The sequence below is a fragment of the Pedobacter sp. MC2016-14 genome (genome assembly GCF_020991475.1).
GTDB lineage: Bacteria > Bacteroidota > Bacteroidia > Sphingobacteriales > Sphingobacteriaceae > Pedobacter.
On the sequence record NZ_JAJMPA010000001.1, the window covers coordinates 391,165 to 413,941 of the forward strand.

Annotated in this window: 22 protein-coding genes; 5 read left to right on the forward strand and 17 right to left on the reverse strand. The window is 39.2% G+C overall.

Translation table 11 applies throughout. The annotated features are described in order from the left end of the window. Nucleotides 1–17: 17 nt before the first annotated feature. From LPB86_RS01575 to gmd, 16 genes are all read right to left on the reverse strand, one after another. A complete protein-coding gene (locus tag LPB86_RS01575) occupies nt 18–653 on the reverse strand; it encodes an acetyltransferase (protein WP_230640770.1) in 636 nt (211 codons plus the stop codon). Nucleotides 654–675: 22 nt separating this feature from the next. Beyond that, nucleotides 676–906, reverse strand: a complete 231-nt coding sequence (locus LPB86_RS01580) for a phosphopantetheine-binding protein (RefSeq protein WP_230640772.1) — start codon at nt 904–906, stop codon at nt 676–678. A gap of 99 nt (nt 907–1,005) precedes the next feature. Continuing rightward, complete coding sequence (locus tag LPB86_RS20900) at nt 1,006–1,587, reverse strand: CatB-related O-acetyltransferase (RefSeq protein ID WP_304622677.1); 582 nt, start codon at nt 1,585–1,587, stop codon at nt 1,006–1,008. A gap of 62 nt (nt 1,588–1,649) precedes the next feature. Next, the gene (locus LPB86_RS01590) at nt 1,650–2,285 is read right to left on the reverse strand and encodes a metallophosphoesterase (RefSeq protein WP_230640774.1); all 636 of its coding nucleotides are present in this window, start codon (nt 2,283–2,285) and stop codon (nt 1,650–1,652) included. Further along, on the reverse strand, nt 2,266–3,087 hold the full coding sequence (locus LPB86_RS01595) for an NAD(P)-dependent oxidoreductase (protein ID WP_230640776.1): 822 nt from the start codon (nt 3,085–3,087) through the stop codon (nt 2,266–2,268). The genes LPB86_RS01590 and LPB86_RS01595 overlap by 20 nt, the downstream gene beginning before the upstream one ends. After that, a complete protein-coding gene (locus LPB86_RS01600) occupies nt 3,084–4,088 on the reverse strand; it encodes an ATP-grasp domain-containing protein (protein WP_230640778.1) in 1,005 nt (334 codons plus the stop codon). Before LPB86_RS01600 ends, LPB86_RS01595 begins: the two co-directional genes overlap by 4 nt. 19 nt (nt 4,089–4,107) lie before the next feature. After that, entirely contained in the window at nt 4,108–5,190 is a 1,083-nt protein-coding gene (locus tag LPB86_RS01605) for a DegT/DnrJ/EryC1/StrS aminotransferase family protein (RefSeq protein ID WP_230640780.1), read from the reverse strand. Between the two features lie 16 nt (nt 5,191–5,206). Then, nucleotides 5,207–6,664, reverse strand: coding sequence for a lipopolysaccharide biosynthesis protein (locus tag LPB86_RS01610; protein WP_230640782.1), 1,458 nt, complete (start codon nt 6,662–6,664; stop codon nt 5,207–5,209). Nucleotides 6,665–6,705: 41 nt separating this feature from the next. Continuing rightward, nucleotides 6,706–7,773 carry a glycosyltransferase family 4 protein gene (locus LPB86_RS01615; protein WP_230640784.1) on the reverse strand — a complete coding sequence of 356 codons (1,068 nt, stop codon included), beginning with the start codon at nt 7,771–7,773 and terminating at the stop codon, nt 6,706–6,708. Continuing rightward, nucleotides 7,754–8,932, reverse strand: a complete 1,179-nt coding sequence (locus LPB86_RS01620; RefSeq protein ID WP_230640786.1) for a hypothetical protein — start codon at nt 8,930–8,932, stop codon at nt 7,754–7,756. Before LPB86_RS01620 ends, LPB86_RS01615 begins: the two co-directional genes overlap by 20 nt. Before the next feature lie 7 nt (nt 8,933–8,939). Next, on the reverse strand, nt 8,940–9,458 hold the full coding sequence (locus LPB86_RS01625) for an HAD family hydrolase (protein WP_230640788.1): 519 nt from the start codon (nt 9,456–9,458) through the stop codon (nt 8,940–8,942). A gap of 18 nt (nt 9,459–9,476) precedes the next feature. Beyond that, on the reverse strand, nt 9,477–10,526 hold the full coding sequence (locus LPB86_RS01630) for an N-acetylneuraminate synthase family protein (protein ID WP_230640790.1): 1,050 nt from the start codon (nt 10,524–10,526) through the stop codon (nt 9,477–9,479). A gap of 41 nt (nt 10,527–10,567) precedes the next feature. Continuing rightward, nucleotides 10,568–11,359 (reverse strand): cytidylyltransferase domain-containing protein, encoded by a 792-nt coding sequence (locus tag LPB86_RS01635; protein WP_230640791.1) that lies wholly within the window; start codon nt 11,357–11,359, stop codon nt 10,568–10,570. Nucleotide 11,360: 1 nt separating this feature from the next. After that, nucleotides 11,361–13,742 (reverse strand): polysaccharide biosynthesis tyrosine autokinase, encoded by a 2,382-nt coding sequence (locus tag LPB86_RS01640; RefSeq protein ID WP_230640793.1) that lies wholly within the window; start codon nt 13,740–13,742, stop codon nt 11,361–11,363. A 10-nt stretch (nt 13,743–13,752) separates the two neighbouring features. After that, nucleotides 13,753–14,523: a polysaccharide biosynthesis/export family protein gene (locus LPB86_RS01645; RefSeq protein ID WP_230640795.1), complete on the reverse strand. Its 771-nt coding sequence runs from the start codon at nt 14,521–14,523 to the stop codon at nt 13,753–13,755. 81 nt (nt 14,524–14,604) lie between these two features. After that, complete coding sequence (gene gmd, locus LPB86_RS01650; protein ID WP_230640797.1) at nt 14,605–15,741, reverse strand: GDP-mannose 4,6-dehydratase; 1,137 nt, start codon at nt 15,739–15,741, stop codon at nt 14,605–14,607. Nucleotides 15,742–15,890: 149 nt separating this feature from the next. Between gmd and LPB86_RS01655 the strand changes: the two genes are divergently transcribed. After that, nucleotides 15,891–16,529, forward strand: coding sequence for a DUF4142 domain-containing protein (locus LPB86_RS01655; protein WP_230640799.1), 639 nt, complete (start codon nt 15,891–15,893; stop codon nt 16,527–16,529). Nucleotides 16,530–16,571: 42 nt separating this feature from the next. Then, entirely contained in the window at nt 16,572–17,771 is a 1,200-nt protein-coding gene (locus LPB86_RS01660; protein WP_230640800.1) for a nucleotidyltransferase family protein, read from the forward strand. 2 nt (nt 17,772–17,773) lie between these two features. On the opposite strand, the gene LPB86_RS01665 is transcribed toward LPB86_RS01660, so the two are convergent. Continuing rightward, nucleotides 17,774–19,549: an ABC transporter ATP-binding protein gene (locus LPB86_RS01665; protein WP_230640802.1), complete on the reverse strand. Its 1,776-nt coding sequence runs from the start codon at nt 19,547–19,549 to the stop codon at nt 17,774–17,776. A gap of 126 nt (nt 19,550–19,675) precedes the next feature. Between LPB86_RS01665 and LPB86_RS01670 the strand changes: the two genes are divergently transcribed. Genes LPB86_RS01670 through LPB86_RS01680 form a run of 3 tightly spaced genes read left to right on the forward strand, consistent with a single transcriptional unit; the run spans nt 19,676 to nt 22,768 of the window. Continuing rightward, nucleotides 19,676–20,269 carry an aspartyl/asparaginyl beta-hydroxylase domain-containing protein gene (locus LPB86_RS01670; RefSeq protein WP_230640804.1) on the forward strand — a complete coding sequence of 198 codons (594 nt, stop codon included), beginning with the start codon at nt 19,676–19,678 and terminating at the stop codon, nt 20,267–20,269. 13 nt (nt 20,270–20,282) lie between these two features. After that, on the forward strand, nt 20,283–20,912 hold the full coding sequence (locus tag LPB86_RS01675) for a sulfotransferase family 2 domain-containing protein (RefSeq protein WP_230640805.1): 630 nt from the start codon (nt 20,283–20,285) through the stop codon (nt 20,910–20,912). Between the two features lie 20 nt (nt 20,913–20,932). After that, nucleotides 20,933–22,768, forward strand: coding sequence for an asparagine synthetase B (locus LPB86_RS01680; protein WP_230640806.1), 1,836 nt, complete (start codon nt 20,933–20,935; stop codon nt 22,766–22,768). The last annotated feature ends 9 nt before the right edge of the window (nt 22,769–22,777 follow it).

A 22,777-nucleotide genomic window follows, 5' to 3' on the forward strand; every position in this document is an offset into this window, starting at 1 on the left:
GGAAGTTAAATTACTAATTAAAATTCAAGAACCTTTGCTGGTACTCCGAAAACAGTTGTATTTTCTTTAACATTTTTTGTAACCAGGCTACAGGCGCCTATTACTGCATTTTTTCTGACTTGTATATTTGGTAAAATCGTAGCTCTCACATGGAGTGTAGCCTCATTTTCCAGAACCGAGAAGCCCCCTGTAAAAGAATAAGCACCGATATGACACCAATCTCCTACTTTTGTATTGTGCCCCAAGCCACTGTAATTAAGAATAATTACAAAATCTCCAACGCTAACTTCGTTACTCAGGCAAGCCCCCTGGCAAATAATCAACCCTGTGCCTAACGTTACATTATCCGAAAATGTAACCGACGGATGAATCAAATTAATAAATAATCCACCTTTTGCAAGGATCTGCTCTGCATAGAATTTCTTCCAATAAACCGCACCTAGTGCACAGATAAAAACATCGTGTTCCTGCACTTCATAAGCCTCAACTGAACCCAAAATAGGTGGGTAACCTGTAAAGTCATCCAAAACATGCAGATGATCATCCAGAAATCCTTTAACTTGATATTCAGTACCATATCCCTGGCAGTTTTTAGCAAGGGAAAAAGTTTCCCGGCCCATGCCCCGCGCACCGATAATGATCAAATTCTTCATTAACAAAAGTTTATTTGATGGGTTAGCCTTTTGCTTTTAGTATTTTATAAATATCGAGAATAGTAACTGAACCCCGCAAATCTTCACCAGTGAGTGTTTTATCGTACTTCTCATCTATCATTTCAACTACAAGTAACGCTGTTAACGAATCCCATTCTCCCAGCTCTCTGAAAACAGTTTCGGGTTTAATTAATTCTTTATCAGTGTCACTAAGGGTATTCGAAAAGTTTTCAAGGAAGTGTTCCAGTTCCATATTTATATTTAGCCTGTTGGATTTAAGTTCTCAGAAATAATAGTCAAAGATAGTTAATCCAATGCGGTTCTGCCACTAAAAGTAACGAATAGCGCCTGATTATCCAGATTGATGCAAGCCTTTAATTTGAGCTATAATTCCTAAAGTTGGCTGTGCGGCAAAAAGTTCGGTATTTGCTGAAATTAGTTTAAGAGGCAAATCCCACCACTTTAAATCCAAAAGAGCAGCAATAACAGCATCGTTAAACCTATACTTTATAACTTTAGCCGGAGTACCGGCCACAATTGCGTAAGGAGGCACATCCTTATTGACAAGGGAGTTTGCTCCTATTACAGCGCCATCGCCTATGGTTACCCCTCTTAAGATTGTACTGTTACACCCAATCCAAACATCGTTACCAATAACACATTCCTTTTCAAAAGGACTGTAATGTTTATAAGGAGTTAACTGGAAAGATTTTAGTGAGTACAAAAAGCTATGATTGGTCAATCTGGTATAATCATGTTCTTCGGGTCCGATGGTAACCCCCCAGGATATAGAACAAAATCTGCCAATTATGGCATTGATTACCACTGTATAATCACCGATATAGGAGAGTGTATCCATCTTTGAATAGGCCATCTTTGAGAAGTTACCAACCATGCACTGATCTCCAAGCTGAGTATTCAGCAGGGTTATCATGTTCCCCAAATTTATAGTATCTGGCAAGGTACAGTTCTCTATAATACTGTTAGATTCATTCATTATAATCTTTCCTTTTGTAAATAATAGTCTAAGCAAATTTCAGGGAATTTTTTAGCCTTCATCTCATTTATCAGCAGCGCTACATTATACAACTGGCGCTTCATTTTCAAATCATTGGTTTCAGTATCGTAGGTAAGATAATTAATTACATTAATATACTTCCTGTTCTGACCCACACTACCCGCATTGTACAATTCAAAATCACTATTTATATATTTAAACTGATGATGCGAGTGCCCTATAATATAATTGTTATCTAAAACTACATCGGTATCGGGATAAATATATTTATCCATTATTGTGTGTGTACACAAAAATTTATCAAGCTGGTAGGCGCTAACAAATGTTTTGATCTGCTCGCGCCGATGAAATCCGGAAATATTCTGCTGAAAAAATGTTTGGACAAGTGGATTACTGCCCGGATAAAACCCATCAATAAAGGCTTCTTCGTGATTCCCCATAATCAGCACCGGATTACGAAGAGAGGAAGCCAGGTCTATACATTCATCACTCCATGGTCCATAATTTACGAGGTCGCCAAGACAGATGTGCATTTCACAATCCGGCTCCATTTCCAGCATTTTTTCAAATGCAGGAAGATTGCCATGTACATCACTATAAATTAGCAATTTCATAATCTATCAATTCTTTAATGCCGTCTTGAATTGAAATCTTCGACTGCCATCCAAAAAGGCAAAATGTTTTAGAGACATCAAAATGAAATGACGAGGATAGATCTGAATCTCTTGTACTAATTTTTATTCCCCCCAGGTGACCGCCAATGCATTTTGCAAGATCCATATTAGTAATAGAATTACCTGTGGCAGCGACAACTACCTCCTTAATAACTGAAGTGGCCAGGAGTTGACATAAATCCATAAGATCATTAATATGCAAATAATCCTGGCAACGGGTACCATCACCATAAACAACAATTTCTTTAGCCACCAATGCTTGTTTTATCCAGATGGGCACTAATGAATTTGGCTTCATCCCTATACCATAAATATAGGTTGGTCTTATAATGGAAACATTTTCAAAGGAATTTATTAAAAATTCTTCCATTAGTTTTGACAGCCCGTAGGTTTTTGGATTATTGTAGCAACTATCTGCATTTATAATTCCAATATGAGCACCATATACTTCGGTGCTTGAAATGTAGACCATCCGATCAAAATTTAATGCCTGAAGTGTAGCCTGTAAGGATAAAAACTGCCTTAAATATGACTCGTAACTTAATCCATGTCCGCCCATCGCAATAAATAAGCAATTCATTTTTGTCTCCGGTAATCGATCTACGGCATAACAAACGCATCCCTCCGGGACATCAGATTGACTGGAATTGTAAAAAGCCAGCACTGTATTTCCTGAATTAAGAAATGTAGTGCAAAGTGATCTTCCCACAAAACCATTGGCTCCCAACACGCCTATTATCATAAGGAAATATGGTTATGGAGTTGAATTTTTGACGAATCTTTTAGCTTTCGTACACTTTCATTCTCTACTACAAGTTCCTGCCAGTACCTTAAAATGGTTTGCTCTCTGATCTCAAACTGCGGCTCAATGTTTTGCAATAAATAATCAGCAATCATTTTTGGTTCATTAAATCCACAAAGTGTTCTGGAGGCAGTTGTGCCTGAGCAACGTGCATTGATTTCAAAAACATATGGGATTCCATCTTTCATCCTTAATTGTACATTACATGCCCCAAAAGGTTTAATGGCTTCAACTACCTTTCGCACTGCTTTTTCTATAACCGGATTCTTTTCCGAAAAACATTTATGAGTATCTCCATCACGTAAAATCCTTCGCATTACAATTACACCTTTGCATTGCTCATCTAAATTAACGGTTCCGCAGGTATATTCATCACCCTCTATGTACTGCATGACTATGAAACTATCTTCATCGCCCGCTACTTTACTTTTTAGCAGCCCCCATTGTTCTTCATTTTTAGCAAGGTAAACATTCTTTGACCTTGCGCCACCAACCTGTTGCTTTACAATTAAGGGAAAATCTTTAGCCGAAGGCTGAAATCCTTGCAGCGGGGAGGTAAAAGGCACATCGATTCCATGGGCTATTAACTGATTGTGGGTTTCCTGCTTATCGTCAGAAATCTTGATCACTTCGGGACTGCTGACTACCACTGTAGTACCTATAGCCTTAAATGCATCTCTGTTTAAAGAAAGTGGCATCAATTCTGCGTCTAAACCCGGAAATAACAAAGCGATTTTTTCGGCCTTACAAATTGCGAGCAATGCATCAATATATTCCGGGCTATTGGCATATGGAATCAGGTAGGATTTGCCGGCAGCATAAAGCCCTGCAGCAAGTAATTCACCATCAAGAGCAATTACGTTGTATCCAGATTTTTCAAGTGATTTAAGTATACTCTGGCCAACTCCACCCCCAACACCGGTTACTGCAATATTATACATATGTATGTTTATTAATGATCTAGTTATTTTGAACCCTAAGAATTAAACGGCAAATGAGGTCCACCTCTTCTTTAGATAAGTCGTAATACAAGGGAAGACATAGTACCCTTCTTGCGATGTCATCTGTATGTTTCATTTCTACCGGATCTACATACGGGAGTGATTTAGCCAGCGAAGGATAAAAATACCGTCTTGGGTAAATATTATATGCAATTAAATTCTCCATGCACTTTAACATCAGCTGCTCATCGTTAAACACAATAGGTAAGTAAGCATAATTGCAATTAGAATTTCGATTCCACTCCTGGGTAAAACACTTTACATTTTTAAGCATTTTATCATAGTGTTGCGTTAGTTCCTTCCTTTTATCAATAATCTGATTAATGTACTTTAGGTTATTCAGGCCCATCGCTGCATGAAACTCAGAATTTTTGCCATTGATGCCCAGTTCAGCAAAACGCTCCGGACCATCAAAACCAAAATTACGCATGTAAGCCATTTTTTTTAACAGGTCAGGATCTTTGGTAATAACCAAACCACCTTCTATAGAATGGTACAATTTTGTTGCGTGCAAACTGCAGGTACTGATGTCGCCATATTCAAAAATACTTTTGCCTTTATAATTTACCCCAAATGCATGGGCACCATCGTAAATTACTTTGAGATTATGTTTTTCTGCAATCAGCTGTATGGCATCAATATCGCATGGGTTTCCATATACATGGGTAGCAATAATGGCAGAGGTTTTTTCTGTAATTGCGGCTTCAATTGCTGAAGGATCAATATTAAAAGTTTTGGGATCTATATCTACAAATACAGGCTTAATGCCCTCCCAGGCAATTGAACTGGTAGTGGCAACAAAAGAAAAAGGTGTAGTGATGATCTCTCCGGTTAATTCCAATGCCTTAATTGCAATTTGCAGTGCCACCGTTCCATTCGTAACAAACAAAAGATGGTCTATTTGAAGATGATTCTTTAGCTGAAGCTCCAGCTCATTGGCTAATGGCCCCATATTGGTTAGCCATTGACGTTTCCAGATACCTTTTAGGTATGCTTCATATTCTTCCTGAGGCGGTAAAAAGGGTTTTGTAACAGGTATCATTTGATAAATCTAAGGTTTAACCTGGCTTTTTGACCATGGATAACATTTCGCTCAATTCTGAGAAGTTAAATAGTTTCAAAGCACCAAGGTATACAAAAACGTAAACAAATCCACCAGCAAATAATTTTAACCAATTAGATGAGATGTATTGTGTACCATAAAGTGTAATGGCACAAACCAGTAGTGAAATGAGCAAAAACCCAGCTATATCTCTTATCTGAAGCCAAATACCGTACTTGAAATGTTTTCCGGTATAATAAGTATTGATAAATAAGGCAAGGAAAGAACTTACAACCTGCCCGACTGCCATGGCAATTAAGCCCATAGGGAGTGTGATGCATAAGACGGCTACCCCAAGTACTTTCTTCCATATTTCCAGCTTAAGAAATAAATCTGACCGCCCCTTAGCCTGAAGGATATTAAGATTGATGGCATGGATGGGGTACCACATTCCTGCAAAGCATAATATCCGGAATAACGCTGCCGCAGGCAGCCATTTTTCGGTAAGCAATACGGTAATTAATGGTTCAGATATAGCCACCAGCAGAAACATCAACGGAAATACGATAAATGAAGTCATGCGTATGAGTTTGCGGTAAGCGCTGATTAACCGATCGTCTTCATTTTGTATCTGGCAAAAGATTGGAAAGGTAACCCGCTGCAAAATTGCGGTAATATTTTGTGCGGGAAGTGACTCCAGCTGCTGTGCCCTGGAATAATAACCAAGATCTGCAGGGAGAAATTTTTTACCGATTACTAAGGCATACATATTGTTATATACCGTATCTAATAGGCCAGAAGCCATCATTTTTGAACCAAAGCCAAACAGGGTTTTGTAGGATGCCTTTGAGAATACTAAAGATGGCCTCCAATTGATGAAATAAATGAGCAAAATGGCCTGAACTACTGCAGCAACCAGCCCTTGAATGACCAGTGACCATACGCCGTAGCCCAGGTATGCCATAGATACACCAACCATGCCAGATAGTACAATGGAGGTTATAGAAATTTTTGTTTGCGAGCGGAAGTCAATATTGATGGTTAATTTTGTGCGCGGAACAATGGTTAGGGCATTGATGATCACATTTAAAGCAACAATTTTAGTGATGGGCTCTAGAAGAGGAATATTATAAAACGCGGCTACGTAGGGCGAACTGAAGAAAAGGATGGCATAAAAAACCAGGCTTGAGCCTAGATTAAAAATAAATACGGTAGAAAAATCTGTTTCCGAACGATCTACTTTCTGAATCAAGGCGGTGCCAAAACCACTAGTAACAAATGAATTGGCTATGGCGATAAAAATGCTAAGCATGCCGATTAAACCATAATCTGCCGGGGAAAGCAGACGTGCCAGTATAATGCCTAAAACAAAGCCTATGCCCTGAGAAGAAAACTGATCAATGAAGCTCCAGAATACACCCTTCACAGCCCGCATCCTAAGCCCCTGAGCAGTTCCTTTTATTTCTTTATCCAATTTGATAGGTTTGGTTTCAAAGGTAAATATAAATTTGTTTACTACTCATGTATGTCCATGATTACCCTTTCCCATTGCAGGATTTTAATTTTCCAATCAAATGTTTTAGCCAGTTCCACAGCCGACCTGGAAGCAGCGGATAGCATGGCAGGCTCATTTTGCAGTTTTCTTATCCTATCGGCCATCTCAGCTATGGTGTTTACTATCCAGCCATTTTTGTTATTTTCAACCCATTCATCTGCCCCATAATCAGCATATAAAACAGATGGAATACCAGCTGAAGCAGTCTCCAAAACTACTTTTGGAAAACCCTCTGACCGGGAAGGCAGAATGTGTAAATCTACAGTTTGTAACAAATCGCTAAGTGCTGCTGATCCTAACATGCCTTTATAAATGACATTGCGGATTCCATTTTTCTGAATCTCCTGATCTATATCAATTTGTCCATTTCCACTGCCAACAACAACAAATGTTAAGTCGGGAAAACTTTTAGAGAGTTCTAAATAATCTGAGATGCCCTTTCTTACCAAATCATTACCAATCATGATTACTTTCTCCAATTTAGGTACCATTGTAGTTTTTGGGCTCAGTTTGGCATTTACCCCCAGAAATAACACTTCATTTTCGGTTTTTAATCCGCAAACGTCATAATTAAATCTGGACATATAATGTGTGATGCTAAACAACCTGGAAAAATAGCGCTTTGATTGAAGAAACATCTCCCGGTTAACATGCTTTGCAAGTAAAGTATGGTAGATTACCGGCTCTAAAATAACTTCTATGGTTGAGAAACTCTTTTTCTTTAACAGCCTAAGCAAAAACCTGTTAAATTTCCAAAGATCGTCTTTAGGTAAATAAGCTACATCACAGTGCCATATGCCCCATAGAAAACCAAGGTATTGCGATAGGCGAACAGGTCTGAAGCACTTAAAAACCTTTAGTCCGGCAGTTGAAGGCATGTCTGAAAGCTGCCCGTTATACAATGCTAAGGTATACACCCCAAACTTTCTTTTATCCAGGTGCTCTGCCAATGCACGGCAGTTGAGATTCTGGGCATTGACGTAGTTGGTATAACCGCCTAAAAAAACCTTAATTTTCTTCTCCAACATGAGCTGATCCTTTCAAATTTTCATTGCCGCTGAACGATAAGATATTCAGAAATTGTTTTGCGTCGAAATCTGCATAAAAATTTTTCTGCCACTCCATCACTTTAAGCCCCTCATCCATATACCTCCCATGATCGGTCAGGTAAACCGTTATCATTTCTGAAAGTGAAGGATAAACACAAGGATAAGCATACTTATCCAGATAGATCATTTTACCTTCTGGCGCCGACTTTGACTGCACAAAATATGTAGGAATTCCTTTTTCTGCGTAATCAAATGCAACAGTGGAGTAAATTGTGACATGTAAAAATGGCTCCTGATCTGGTTCGTAAAATCCGGGATTTATAAATTCCACAAATTTGAACCGTTCGGAAAGCGTACTCAGGTTGATACAATTGCCAAATCTGGGGTGATGCTTAAGGTAAAATACGAGTCCAAATTTAAGAAAAGTTGCTTCTACACTTTCCAGCAGGGCAAACAACTCTTCTCTTTGATCTTCCAAACGCCTTACATCCCAATCTCTTGTAAATTGCAATGAATACACTACTTTATTCAGATTTTTTTCAGGCATAACTGCAACTTCCATGTGCAGAGGTTTCAATACATTGCCTATAACTTTGACACGGTGATTAAGGCTATTTTCATTGCCCTTAGAAAACTCGTTTAAAAATCCTGCTCCATAAACTAAAAAACCCAGGTTCGGGCTATTCAATTCTTCTTTCAGGCTGCCATCTGCGTTGAAATAACCATGATGCCAACTGTAAATAATTCCATGCTGCAGATCATACACTTTTGCCTGATCGTTAAAGGCCGAAAGGCAATTGATCATAGAATTTGATATGGTAATGTAATTCCTGGCGCTGAATTTTCTGAAAGAAAGACGGCTTATGAGTTTGCCAATAAAACGATCACGGTGCCTGCTAGTTTTAAAAAAAAAGCCCGGGATCAGTTTTCTAAAAGATAAGATTAAAAACAGCCAGAAATCGAACTGATATGCTTTTGAATTTCGTGGTGCAGCAGTATTTTTATCAGGTTCTTCAATAAGGAGAAAACTAATATTAAAATCCTCACATATTTTAATCAGCGGATCGAAGAATGGATTTGTGCCCGCTTTACTTCTATTAAAATGTTGGGGATAATAGAAAATTACGTCATATTCCATTTTATGATTAGTTTGACTTTTCATGACGTGAAACCGCTAACTTGAGCACATCTTCAAATGCATTGTTACTGCTGAGGATATATTCCACAAATTCCCTGAAAGCACCCTGCCCCCCTTGTTTAAGGGTAACATAATGCACCATTTTTTTAATATAGTCTGGCGCATTTGCGGGGCAGGAACTAAAACCTACCTTTTGAAGTAACAGTGCATCGTTAATGTCGTCTCCGATATAAGCACAGTCTTCAAAACTTAATTGCAGCTCTGTAAGTAAGGTTTGAATGACCTCTACCTTGTTCTTTACACCCTGAAAAAGGTAATCAACTTTAATCTTCTTTGCTCGCCTGCTCACGATTTCGGTATCCTCTCCGGTGATAATTACAACCGGAATATGTAACAGCTGGGCAAAAACTACACCGGCACTATCATAGGTATGAAATCGCTTAAGTTCGTTACCTGTCTGGTCGTAATACATACTTCCATCTGTCCATACACCGTCTATATCTGTTATAATTAATTTTGGAAGCATTGCGTAATGAGCTTAAATTTAAACAAAGTCAGGATAGATCAATTCATTTTCCAAAACTTTGGTTTTAACTACCTTACCAATTAGTTCGGCCCTTTGACTCCATTTGTACCCATCTCCTGGACTTAATAAACATAAGTCTTCTTCTTTAATGACATCACCTGGGAGCAAATCGTGTTTGGCAGCCAAAGAACGCTCCAGCTTAACTTTTGCAGACAGGACATCTTTCTCGATATAAATATCTTCTACGCCCATCCACTTTTCGGCAATACGGATGTCACGCAGCATTCTGTATACGCCATCAGGACCTAAAGAGCCTAATTGGTCGGTCCCTTTCATATGCCGGTCTATGGTAATGTGTTTCTCAATCATTTTTGCGCCCATGCCCACGGCAACAACGGGTGCAGAAATCCCAATGGTATGATCTGAAAATCCAATATTATATTGACCATAGTGTTTTTGCAGGTAAGTAATTGTTTTCAGGTTCAGGTTATCCGGATGGGTTGGGTACTGCGACACACAGTGTAAAATGGAGATGTCTGAATGAGATTTTGTAATGACATCCAAAGCTTCGTCTAATTCCTTTTTCCCGGCCATACCAGTGGAGAGAATAATAGGTATTTTTGTTTCTGCCATTGCAGCAAGCAGCGGGAGATTTGTTAGGTCGCGGCTGGCAACTTTTAAATAGTTTGGTGTAAATAATTTCAACAAAGAAAGACAGCCAATTGCACAAAGCGTTTCTACAAACTCAAGACCTTTACTTTTAGCATACTGGTAGATCTCGAAATGCTGCTCGTCATTTAATTCCAAAAACTCACGGTGCTCACCATATGTTTTTCCAAAAGCATGTGGTGAATCGTAGATGCGGTTCATTTGCGTATCTGTCAATTCTTCTTTCAAATCTCTTTTGGTCAGTTTAATTGCGTTCATCGGCTTTAAACTTAAGCCAAAATTATCTTCAGTTACAGGTCTTGAAACGAGTTCAATAATCAATTTGGCGATATCTACAGAGCCATTGTGATTTTGACCGATTTCACCAATGATGTAAACTTCTTCTTCTGTATTTTTCATAAGGTTAGTATATTTGATTTGGGAGGTGAATATAAGAATTATTACTTTAAATTTTGCCCGATCTGGGCTGACATCTTCTGCTTGTAACCTACGTGGGTATCAAGGAAATCGACTATCTGGGCTATTCCAAAAACCGCACCGTATGTGCTCGTTAATCTGGCATACAGCTGGGATAGAATTTCAAAATCTTCTGGTGTATCTAAGGTCATCCTGATGTCCACTCTTCCTTCCAAACGTTGATTTGCCGGAATAAATTTAACCTTGAAAGATTCAGGATGGCCATAGATATAATTGGTAACATGTTCTTTAAATAAAGGCTCTGCTGTTTTGCCCGAAACCATTTTTAGTGCATGTAGTGTAACATACTCTACCCAAAACCCAAAATGGGTTTTAATCCCCGGTGTGCCATTCACCATAAAGCCGATATAATCATCAGTTGGATTATGACTTAAATGAGCGAGCAGGCGACCGATTTCCAGGACATCAAGGAAGGGGTTATCTGCACAAACCCGTATAATTTTGTTGTAACCCAACTGATCTGCCGCATTTATAAATCTTTCTAAAACATCATTTTCACTCCCTCTGTAAACTTCGCATCCCTTGTTTACCGCTATAGCAGCAAGAATGTCATTTTGAGGCATGGTAGACGTTGCAATAACGATGGGTATCTCCGGGAAGTTATCTTTTAATTTAGAGAGGATAAGCTCGAATAAATTGCGGCCCTCAAAAAAGTTTAAGGTCATCTTATTTGGCAGGCGGGTTGAGCCCATCCTGGCCTGAACCATAAAACAGGGTTTGCTGGTAAGCTCCTGATTGCCTTCCTCGTTAAACAAATTAAAACCGTTTAAAAAATTTGCGAAGAGCTGACTTTAAGCTAAATGAATTTGCCTTCAAATCACTTCCATAATATCCGTAACCATAACCGTAACCATTTCTTCCATCAGCTTTAATACCATTAAGAATCAGGTTTAATTTAGGGAATTTTTGTTGCCTATAAAGTTTATCTACCTGGGTAAGCAAAGATTTAAGCGTGAAATCATGACGTAATACATACAGCGTAAGGTCTGCGAAACGCGAAAGAATCTGAGCATCGGTTACCAGCCCTATAGGCGGACAGTCAATGATGATTTCGTCAAAATTTTCTTTTAAATAGGCTATGAGTACGTCTATTTCTCCTTCGATCAGCAATTCTGATGGATTTGGCGGTATAGGGCCAGATCCCAAAACAAATAAATTGGGATGAACACCGGATTCCTGAAGGATATCTTCATATTTAGCTTGCCCGATCAGGTAATTACTTAAACCTGCTTTTGATGGCAGGTTAAGGTATTGTGTGATTTTAGGTTTACGCAAATCGAGTTCGAGCAATACTGTTTTACGGCCACTAACTGCCAGAACAGCTGCCAGGTTGGTGGATACAAAACTTTTCCCTTCGCCTGAAATGTTGGAAGTAAAAAGGGTAACATTCCCCAAATCATCAGTTTTCTTGCCACGGATATATTTCAGATTGGTACGTAAAGCCCTGAATTGCTCTGCAATGGCGCTTCTGTTTCCTTCAGTAACCACAACTGCCTCTTTGCCCTCATGGAATACCAACTCAGACAATAATGGGGCAGAAGTGCCTTTGTTGATATCAGCTACACTACCGATTCTATTGTTAAGCAGATCTTTAGCGTGGATATATACCACAGGCAGGATAAGCCCCACTAAAAAGGCAACCATATAAATGATTTGCTTTTTAGGCTTGATAGGTCCGCGGGAGCCGATAGCGGGGTCAATAAGGCGGCTGTCTGCTACAGCTGAGGCATAAGTTAAGGCAGTTTCCTCTTTCTTCTGCAAAAGGTACAGATACAGTTCCTCTTTTATTTTTTGTTGGCGCTGAATGCTGATGAACTGTCGCTCCTGACCAGGAATCTTTTTGATTGAGCCCTGATTGGTAGTACCAGTACCCGCCAATTGTGCTTTTGAATTTAATAGGATTTGTTTGATGTTCTTTATGCTTGCCCGGATATTCGCCTGGGTAGTTTCAATTTGCCTATTGAGCGGATCCATGATTGGATTTGCCTCCTGAGTGGTACTTAACAATTGAACTTTTTGCAATTGCAGCGTATTGAGCTGGGCAACCTGACTATTTAACACCGGATCGAGGATACTTAAAGTAGATGGCAGTTTCTCCTGAGCAGAGCCAGAACTAACGTAACGCTGTATGTCATCAATTTCGGCAAGCTTGAGGTTAATTTCCTCAAGCCTGAGTTGGTTCTCTTTTACATTATCTGTATACATCTCGGCCTGAGTGGTGATGTCTGTTAAGCCCTGACTACTTTTGAAATTTTCTACACTTTTTTCTACGTCAGTTAACTCTCCATTAAGCGGAACAATCCGTTCATTGATAAACTGAATGGTACGGTCTGTTGCCCTGTTTTTGTCTTTAAGTGAGGCCTCGTTGTAAACCTGCACCAGGGTATTTAGAATGTCTTCTCCTTTTTTAACTACCGTAGTGGTGTAGCCAAGATCCAATACATTAGAGCGAAAAGTTTTGGGTTCAACAGTTAAACCTCCCATGTATCCACCCACCACATCTTCTACTGCAGACACAGTGACGATGAAATGCTCAGCATTGTTTATTTTGGTGTCATTTACCCTATCTATTCTGTATAGCCCAAACAAATTTTGCTGAAGAATGCCCATTTCTCCACTAATATGTTTTCCTGAGACGAGGTCTTTAAGCAAATAGGTATTTTTTCCGGGAAAAGAAAGTTGCAATTTTGTATTTAACCATGCCTTGTTGAATTTAACCGGCGTTAAGCTAATGGGTTTAGTTTCATAAGCATCTGTGCTAATTAACCTGCCCTCTGAGGTATATGATACATTTAAATTTAAGCGCTCCACCACCTGGTTCATCAAGGTACGCGATTTCAAAATTTCCACTTCACTCTCTACATCCTTCTGCGAACCTCCAGTATGGTCTAACTGATTTAAAATCTCTGCACCGTTATTTTTTTTCTGATCCTTAATCAGTAATGTTGAACTAATTTGATATAAGGGCTGCGTGTAACGAAGGTAAGTGTAAGCAACCGATAAACAGATTACAACGGCTAAAACAAAAACGGGCCAATGAAAAATATAATTGCCTATAATCTCACGGATATTTAAAACCTGGTCCTTAGAAAAATTCAAACTTTTTTCTGCCCCGGAATTTTCTTCAATAGTTGACATGTAATGTACTCTAAAACTGTGTAAGGATGACTAAGCCAATAGAAATAACAGAAAGTGCAATACCTATATTTCTTGTAAAAGTATCGACAGTGGCATACTTGGCGTTGCTGGGCTGTATGTATAGCGCATCATTGGGCTGCAAATAAAAATAAGGTGAATTAAATATTTCTTTTTCATTCAAGTTTATTCTTACGTACTGCCTTTTTCCTGCGTTTTCGCGAACCAGTAAAACATTTTTCCGTATGGCAGTGATATTCAAGTCTCCCGCCATACTTAAAGCCTCAATTACGGTAACCTTTTCTCCCTGTATATTATAAACACCGGGACTTGCAACATCACCAATGATTGAGATTTTAAAGTTAGTCAACCTCAAATTCACAATAGGCTCTTTTAAGTAAGTAGTTAGTTTGTCCTGAATTAGGCCCCTTGCTTCTGCTGTGGTTAATCCTTCTATTTTTACTGCACCAAGAGAAGGCAATTGTATGGTTCCATTTTGATCGACTAAATAACCCGAAGCGCCGCCACCGGAGGAAGTTTTACCACCAGAAGAGGAACTTGAAGTAGCTGCATTGGCATTGTATAATGCGGTAGCTTCCGGATTACGGCTGGTTACCGTAATGTCTAAAATATCGTCCCGCTGAATTTTGATAGGGGGGTATTTTGTGATGTCTTCGTCTATCTGGACTTGCCCTTTTAAGTCTTGAAAGTAAGCGACTTCCTTATAACCTTTACATGAACTAAAAATGGCTATGATGATAAAAAGGTAGAAAATGTTCTTCATATTTAACGTTAGGTTGACAAAGATAGCGCTTTTAATGAAAAAGCACTATCTTTCTTCTTCGTGTAAATAGACAACCTAAGATTACTCGAAATTATTTAAGGTCTTAAAGCCACCTTGTTTTAGGTGCTCATCTTTTTTCATGAGCAATAAATCTGCCTGCATCATGTCTTTTACCAAGGCTGGTAAATCGTATTTTGGCTCCCAGCCCAATTGGGTTTTGGATTTGGTAGGATCTCCCAGAAGCAAGTCAACTTCAGTAGGACGGAAATATTTTGGATCTACACGCACTACTTCTTGTCCAAGGTGTAAGGCATCAGCATTTAAGCCTAACTTTGCAACCATCTCCTGATCTACATCTATAATTACACCTCTTTCATTTTCGTCTTTTCCGCTGAATTCTACTTCGATACCCATTTCTGCAAAGGCCATTTTCACAAAATCTCTAACCGTTGTAGTTACACCCGTAGCAATGACAAAATCTTCTGCTTTTTCCTGCTGCAAAATCAGCCACATGGCTTCAATGTAATCTTTGGCATGGCCCCAATCGCGCTGTGCCGACAGGTTACCTAGATATAAACATTTTTGCAAACCAAGGGCAATTTTAGATGCCGCGCGGGTAATTTTACGCGTAACAAAAGTTTCCCCTCTTAACGGACTCTCATGGTTAAACAGGATTCCATTGCAGGCAAACATGTCATAAGCTTCACGGTAATTGACAGTAATCCAATAGCCATACATTTTAGCTACCGCATACGGAGAACGGGGATAGAAAGGTGTGGTTTCACTTTGTGGAACTGCTTGTACCAATCCGTATAATTCTGAAGTGGAAGCTTGGTAAATACGGGTCTTTTTTTCCAGGCCTAAAATCCGGATGGCTTCTAAGAGCCTTAATGTACCAATACCATCTGCATTAGCGGTGTATTCCGGCATCTCGAAACTCACATGCACATGGCTCATGGCTGCGAGGTTGTAAATTTCGTCTGGCTGTGTTTCCTGAATGATGCGGATCAGGTTGGTGGAATCTGTTAAGTCGCCAAAATGAAGTTTAAAGTTTACCCCATGATCGTGCTGATCCTGGTACAGGTGATCTATTCTGTCGGTATTGAAAAGAGAAGATCTTCTTTTTAAACCATGGACAAAATATCCCTTTTTTAATAAAAATTCTGCCAGGTAGGCCCCATCCTGACCTGTAACTCCTGTAATTAAGGCAACTTTCATATTTTAGCTGTTATATAAGGTTATCATCATAAACGAATTAATGATGTAAATTCATTGTTGTAATAGTACTGGCGAATATAGTTAATCTTTTATTTCAATTTTTAAACACATTAAAAGATATGAGTTGTTAAGCATAAAATTTCAAACCTATGAAAACGACAAACTTTATTACAACTTGTATTACAGCAGCTTGCCTGCTGGCCGCTTGCCAAAGTCCTGAGCAACGTTCTACCGATCAAAAAGATGGGTTAACACCAAAAAAAGAATTGGATAGCCTTCAAAAAAACAATGAAAGTCCTGAGCAAAAGAAAGCTGAAGGTAACGACAGTCAGCGGGCGGAAACTTATAAATCTGATGCTGATGAAGATGGGGCAATTTTTATGAAAACTGCAGCCATAGGCGGAATGATGGAAGTGCAAAGTGGACAATACGCTTTAAAAACCACTAAAAATGCTGATGTCAAAGCGTTTGCACAGCAAATGGTCACAGACCATACCAAAGCGAATGCAGAATTAAAAGCTCTGGCAACCGACCTCAAAATCATTTTGCCCGACGAATATCCTGCTGACCAGAAAAAGCACCTGGATATGATGATGACGATGAAAGGAAGCGAATTTGACAAGCATTATATGGACATGATGCTGAACGACCATGTGAAAACGCTGGATCTTTTTAAGGCTGCGCAAAACAATAAAAACGAGAAAATTAAAAACTTTGCAAAAAAAACACTGCCTGTTTTAGAAAAACACCATGCAAAAGCGAAAGAGATCGATGCAAAAATCAAATAATTTTTAGGGCTTTTTATTAGCTTTGAGGCACATTTAAAATTCATGCTGCCTACACAAACCCTCCTTAAAAAATTCGGAACCGAAAAAACACTGGTGATCCTGATTTCGAGGGTTTACTTTAAAACCCTCAGCGCAGTTGAGGTTCAGAATTTTATTGATGTCCAAAAATTCGATTGGGAACTTTGCTACCTGTTCATACGCAGGCATGGTATTCGAACCTTTATCTATCATAGTATTCAGGCCTCTGGCATGATCATGCCAGAGGATTTTTTAAAAAAACTGAAGGGGGATTTGATGGCTTTGAGTATGACTAATCTTCATCAGCAAAAGTATCTGGTAGAACTGGTGAGGGAACTGACCGCCGCAGGCATTCCTGTTATTCCTTATAAAGGTATTTCTTTTGCAAAAGCATACTACAAATCTCCTTCCATGCGCGAGAGCAGTGATATTGACCTGATGATCAACAGAAGATCAGTTAAGCCTGCACTAAAGTACTTTAAGCGGAAAGGCATGCCCTTTAAAAGCGGCTGGGAGATTCCTGACGAATGGTTACCCTATTACCTGAAGATTGCCAAGGACCTGGAACTGAAAACACCCGCGGTAAACAATGCCATGAAATGTACGGTTGAGATTCAATGGAAGCTCACCGAATTACATATGGGCTCTTTTCCTGAGTTCGACTTTTTTATTCAGGGCCTGGAAAAGAACGAGCAATTGAATAAGGGTAATGGATACCCAAGGTTGCAACCGGCCTATGATTTCCTTTGTATGGCATCTAACCACTTTATCCGGGAACCCCTGATGCGTTTTAAATATGTGATAGATACAGCTTGCCTGCTACAAACTGCCGGCGACAGCATTGACGGTGTCCTTATCCATAAAACCCTGAAAAAATATGGACACCAGCGTATCGTGAATGCGTCACTTTCTGCCATTGAAGAACTTTTAGGGATCAGCAATGCGCAACTCCCTTTTGACAATATTCCTGACAATGAGCTTTCAAATGTAGCAACAGCTTATCCAGTGGTAAAAAATACGGAGAAAGGAAATGAACATTACCCCTTCTTTTTGAACTTTCAGGATAGCAGCTGGAACAAAATGAAAGCGCAGTTGAGGACTTTGTATTATTATGTGGTACCTACAGCATCTGACATCAGGTACTTCAAACTACCCGCAGTTGCCCTTCCCTTATTATTTATTTTCAGGCCTTTTCGTTTGTTTTTTAAATTGTTTGCTAAGTAGTTTTACAACTTCTGTGCATCGTACATCTCTTTAAACACCGGGCCGTTTTCAATCAGCGCGGCAAAAGCACCTTCTTCCGCAACAACACCATTTTTCATGACATAAATGTAATCTGCCACTTTGAGGTTGTACAAGCGGTGCGAAATGAGAATAATGGTTTTATCAACAGCCAGTTCTTTAATATTCTGGAAAAGCTCCAATTCTGCCACAGGATCTAAGGCACTGCTGGGTTCATCAAGTACAATCAGCTTTGCATCATTGTAAAAAATCCTGGACAGCACCAGCTTTTGCCATTGTCCGCCACTGAGCTGTTCACTTTTGTCGAAACTTCTACCCAACCGGGTATCATATCCTTTAGACAGTTTACTGATGAACGGATGGGCACCGGACAATTTTGCGGAACGCGCTGCCTTTAAGGGGTCAACAACTTCAGCCCCATTTCCAAGGGCAATGTTTTCATTAACGGTTAAGAAATACTTTTCGAAATCCTGAAACACGAAACTTGCATTTTTGCGGAAGGCATCGAGGTCAATTTCTGCCAATGGCGTTCCATCCAGCTGGATACTACCCTGCTGAACTGCATAAATTCTGGAAAGGAGTTTGACCAGCGTAGATTTGCCAGAGCCGTTTTCGCCTACAATGGCAGTGATGGTGCCAGGCTTAAAAGCCATAGAAATTTCTTTCAGGACGGGCTTTGTGCTTCCCGGATATTTGAATGAAAGCTGATTGACTATAAGGTCTTGCTTAGGTCCTGCAAAGCCGTTTTCAGTTACAGCCTCAGGATAGCTAACTTTAATGTCTAAAAAAGCAAAGAGGTCTTTCAAAAAGATGCGTTGCTGAAAAATCTGCACCAAGGCTTGAAGGAAATTCCTGGAGGTACTTTGCAGGCGTTGAAAACCCTGGATGTAAATGACAAAGGCGCCGATGGTCATTGCTTTTTCCCAGGTAGATTTGGCCAGCATCCCAAAAATGACCACCATCACCACTACTTCAAGCAACTCGGCAAGAAGACTGTAGCAAGCCAAACGTCCATGGACTTTAGCTTTCTCTTCGCGGATGCTGCTCCGGATCTTTTTAAACTTTTTGATGAAGGCTTCAGCATAACCAAATAAACGCACTTCTTTGGCGTAGTTTATTCCGGTGAGCACACTATGTAAATATCCGGCTTCCCTTTCCCGGCCTACAAATCTACTTTCGAGTCGCTGCAAGGTAAATCCTGAATACCATTTGATGGCTGCCAGCGGGACTGAAACCAACATAAACAATAAGGCGAACATAGCATTGAGGCTAAAAAAGAAGGCGATTAAAAAAATTAGGGACAGCGTATTTAAAATTGCCGCATTAAAACTCGACAAAAGCCCGGAAGCTTTATAAAGGGATTGTTGCTGCGCCAGATGCAAGGTATCGTGGTAGTCTGGATTCTCGTAATAACTGTAATCTACATGGGCCGCCTGATGTAATACCTGCTCTGATAAATGATCTGTTAGCTTTGCCTGATGAATGACAGATATGTAGGCGGTATATTGAGCGGCAAGCGCTGAAACCACTTGCACAGCCCCAAAAGCTACAATTACAGGAAGAACGACCTTAAAAGCCTCGCCATGTTGTACCGCCTCTATCATCTGCTTTAAAAAGTAAAGCGAGGCCACAGGGAGTAATGCCTGTACTACCTGCAAGGTCATATTGATAACCGCGATACGGGAATCGGCCTTCCAGGCTAAAGAAAATGCGCGGAAGAGGTCTTTTCTGAAAAGGCTAAATTGTCTTTTGTTTTTCAAGATGTAAAATGGTAAAACTACAATGATTTTTTCTACCTTCCAAACTTCAATGAAAGATCGGCTATGGCATTTTAGAAGGCATTTTATGATGCTACTTCTTGCATGTTTTTAATAAAATTTGTAATTATGCATATCGAAAAGAATCCACATAAAACAGATACCGTACGAGAGTTAGGATCTATAGACCCATTTCCGGTAATACGCTTACTCCCACAACTTATTAACGAATGGGATAGCGAATCAACCTATCAGTTGAATGGAAATAAAACTATGACTTTAAGCGAAGTTCAACATATTAATTTTCGTTGGTCTTACAAGAACAGGGTACCAATAGAATACTTAACTCTTCCTTTATGGGAAAAGTATAAAGATACGCTTTTACCAATTATGAGGGAGGTTGTTAAACCACTTGGCTATGCTAAGGGTTATTTTACAAGGGTAATGCTGGCAAAAATGCTTCCGGGATCTTCCATCCCCAGCCACATTGATGGCAAATTAAATATGTGGGCAGCACATAAGATTCATGTTCCACTAATCACAAATGATCAGGCCGAATTCTCTGTAGCTGGTCAAACTTACTATTTCGAAAAAGGAAAATCTTACGAGGTAAATAATGCAGCAAAACATTGGGCGAAAAATAATGGCGATACTGCCCGTATTCATCTAATTTTTGAGTATTTGGATGCAGAAATCAATGATTTACCTTGTTCTGACCTTTAACTATCGTGCTTAAATGATTATATCACATAAACACAAGTTTATTTTTTTTGCCATACCAAAAACCGGAACACACTCTATCCGTTTTGCATTAAGACCTTTTTTAGATGTAGGAGATGAGGAGCATGTGCATCTATTCAAGCAATCAAAATTATCTGTACCTCAATTTAAAGATCGTGCTGATGGGCATCTCTCTGTTGAGGAAATCAGACCGTTTATTTCAGATCAAATATGGAACAGCTATTTTAAATTTTGTTTTGTCAGAAACCCATGGGACAGGTTTGTTTCGACTGTATTTTACAGGCACAAGAAGTTAATCCACAGTAATGAATCAAAGCTTGATTTTTTTAACGCCATATTAACCAAACACTGGGATAATCCAGGTCTATTCTATAAACCTCAATCTTCTTTTATTGTCGATGAAAGAGGATTTTCTACTCTCGATTTTATTGGAAAGACAGAATCAATTCAGTCAGATTTTAACGAAATCTGTAACCGAATAAATTTACCGATGTTGGAACTTGACCAAAGAAATTCCAGCCCTCATGAAGTTTATACAAGCTATTATGACGAAGTGATAAAAAATCGTGTGAGCGATTTTTACAAAAGGGATATTGAAATGTTTGATTATACCTTTGATAAATAACGACTAGATCAAATCAATCGATGGGTTCAATAGCAGGATATACAGGATTTACCTTTGGTTTTATTGATAAGATGTTGGAAAGTCTTCAGCATTGGACACCAGACAGAAAGGACATTTACAAAGATGAGAATGTTTGCATGGGAAGTTTGGAACTATTCAATACTTCAGAGTCATACATTAATGCTCAGCCCTTAAAATATGGTCAAACTATATTAGTTGCCAATTGCAGAATTGATAACCGTGAAGAACTTGCTACTCAATTTAATATTTCCCATAAAGACAGCATAGCTGACATCAAATATATTGCTCTGGCTTACGAAAAATGGGGCTGCGAATGTGTAAAATATCTGTATGGAGATTTTGCATTTGTCCTATGGGATAAAGAAACACAGAAATTATTCGGTGCGCGTGATCATGTTGGTATCAAAACATTGTACTATACCAAAGTTGAAGATGAGTTCATTTTTTCAAGTGAAATTAAAGGTATTCTGGGACATCAACAAGTAAAGCCAATCTTAAATGATGCGTATTTCGTTTATGCTTTTTCTGCGGTTAGTCTGCCTGTAACGGAAACTCCCTATAACAATATACACCAACTCCCTTCTGGAAGCTATTTTGAGTGGCAAAATCATAAGCTTAATATCACCAAGTATTGGGAACTTGGGAAAAAAGAAATTGAAATTCCTGATCACCCGGAGCAACAGTTTGAGCATTTTGAAAAATTATTATATAAATCAGTAAGCACGAGGTTAAGAACTTCGGGTAAAATAGGCGCAGAACTGAGCGGGGGATTAGATTCTACGGGCATTGCAGCCATTGCCATGAAAATCCTCGGCGAAGGTGCCGAGTTTTACACGTATTGTTTTGGAAAATCTGATCAAGATATAACGGGGAAAGATGACAGCCATTTGGCCGCTAAATTTTGTGAACAATACCATATAAGCAAGTATTTCTCGGCAGTTAATGAAAGGAACCTGACATTAAAAATGTTGCTAAATTTAAAAACTTCGGTTTATGACGATGATGAGAACAACGGGGTACCACAATCCGCTTTGGCATTTTTACCTGATGCCAGGGATAAGAATGTTCGCGTAGTCCTGTCAGGACATGGCGGTGACCAACTGGTAACCAGTCGCTCTACTCATTTCTATCTTGGCGCATCGAGGAGACGACACTATAAAATACTCTGGAAAGGACTAAGGGACAGATTCGGCATTCTACAGGGAGTGCTGCGTTTTGTTTACTACCTCATTAGAGGCATAGATGGTAATCGTTTCCTAAGACAGAATATAAATATAAACAGGAAACGCCTACAACTGGAAGGGATTGACAAGGGATGGATCAAAAAATATGATCTCTGGGATATACCATCGGACCGATATGCACTACATAGTCAGAGTAACAGACAACAAAGATACATTGAATGCATCAGTTATGCTAGTTTACAGCACCGTGCCTGGCATCATGATTTAACTGGACTTCATTTTAATATAGAATATCGCTTTCCTTTACTCGATGTGCGACTGCTGGATTATATCATGCGACTTCCTGAAAATACTGTTGCTCCAAAAAATCAGGAGCGTTTTCTATTCACCAAAGCAGTAAAAAACATTATACCAGAGGAAATCACCGCCATAAAAAAAAGTAAAACAAGTAGCGTCCCTTTTACAAGGTATTTCAATAACCTTTATAGGGAGGACGTGACGACTCAAACAGGCAAAGCAATTCAAGAAGGGAGTTTTTCAAAATATTTTACGTTAAAAAGATTAGCTGAAATAAAAAACAAAGGTAATTTATCTTTCTTATCTCTTGCCCTATTATACAATAAGATTAACAAAATGAATTCTAAATATTAAGTAACTACA

Coding starts and splice junctions, on each gene's coding strand:
- LPB86_RS01590 (WP_230640774.1), bottom strand. CDS start 2,285: ATGAAATTGCTAATTTATAGTGATGTACATGGCAATCTTCCTGCATTT.
- LPB86_RS01575 (WP_230640770.1), bottom strand. CDS start 653: ATGAAGAATTTGATCATTATCGGTGCGCGGGGCATGGGCCGGGAAACT.
- LPB86_RS01680 (WP_230640806.1), top strand. CDS start 20,933: ATGGGTTCAATAGCAGGATATACAGGATTTACCTTTGGTTTTATTGAT.
- LPB86_RS01615 (WP_230640784.1), bottom strand. CDS start 7,773: ATGTTGGAGAAGAAAATTAAGGTTTTTTTAGGCGGTTATACCAACTAC.
- LPB86_RS01660 (WP_230640800.1), top strand. CDS start 16,572: ATGCTGCCTACACAAACCCTCCTTAAAAAATTCGGAACCGAAAAAACA.
- LPB86_RS01620 (WP_230640786.1), bottom strand. CDS start 8,932: ATGGAATATGACGTAATTTTCTATTATCCCCAACATTTTAATAGAAGT.
- LPB86_RS01600 (WP_230640778.1), bottom strand. CDS start 4,088: ATGTATAATATTGCAGTAACCGGTGTTGGGGGTGGAGTTGGCCAGAGT.
- LPB86_RS01670 (WP_230640804.1), top strand. CDS start 19,676: ATGCATATCGAAAAGAATCCACATAAAACAGATACCGTACGAGAGTTA.
- LPB86_RS01625 (WP_230640788.1), bottom strand. CDS start 9,458: ATGCTTCCAAAATTAATTATAACAGATATAGACGGTGTATGGACAGAT.
- LPB86_RS20900 (WP_304622677.1), bottom strand. CDS start 1,587: ATGATAACCCTGCTGAATACTCAGCTTGGAGATCAGTGCATGGTTGGT.
- LPB86_RS01655 (WP_230640799.1), top strand. CDS start 15,891: ATGAAAACGACAAACTTTATTACAACTTGTATTACAGCAGCTTGCCTG.
- LPB86_RS01675 (WP_230640805.1), top strand. CDS start 20,283: ATGATTATATCACATAAACACAAGTTTATTTTTTTTGCCATACCAAAA.
- LPB86_RS01640 (WP_230640793.1), bottom strand. CDS start 13,742: ATGTCAACTATTGAAGAAAATTCCGGGGCAGAAAAAAGTTTGAATTTT.
- LPB86_RS01645 (WP_230640795.1), bottom strand. CDS start 14,523: ATGAAGAACATTTTCTACCTTTTTATCATCATAGCCATTTTTAGTTCA.
- LPB86_RS01595 (WP_230640776.1), bottom strand. CDS start 3,087: ATGATAATAGGCGTGTTGGGAGCCAATGGTTTTGTGGGAAGATCACTT.
- LPB86_RS01605 (WP_230640780.1), bottom strand. CDS start 5,190: ATGATACCTGTTACAAAACCCTTTTTACCGCCTCAGGAAGAATATGAA.
- LPB86_RS01630 (WP_230640790.1), bottom strand. CDS start 10,526: ATGAAAAATACAGAAGAAGAAGTTTACATCATTGGTGAAATCGGTCAA.
- gmd (WP_230640797.1), bottom strand. CDS start 15,741: ATGAAAGTTGCCTTAATTACAGGAGTTACAGGTCAGGATGGGGCCTAC.
- LPB86_RS01580 (WP_230640772.1), bottom strand. CDS start 906: ATGGAACTGGAACACTTCCTTGAAAACTTTTCGAATACCCTTAGTGAC.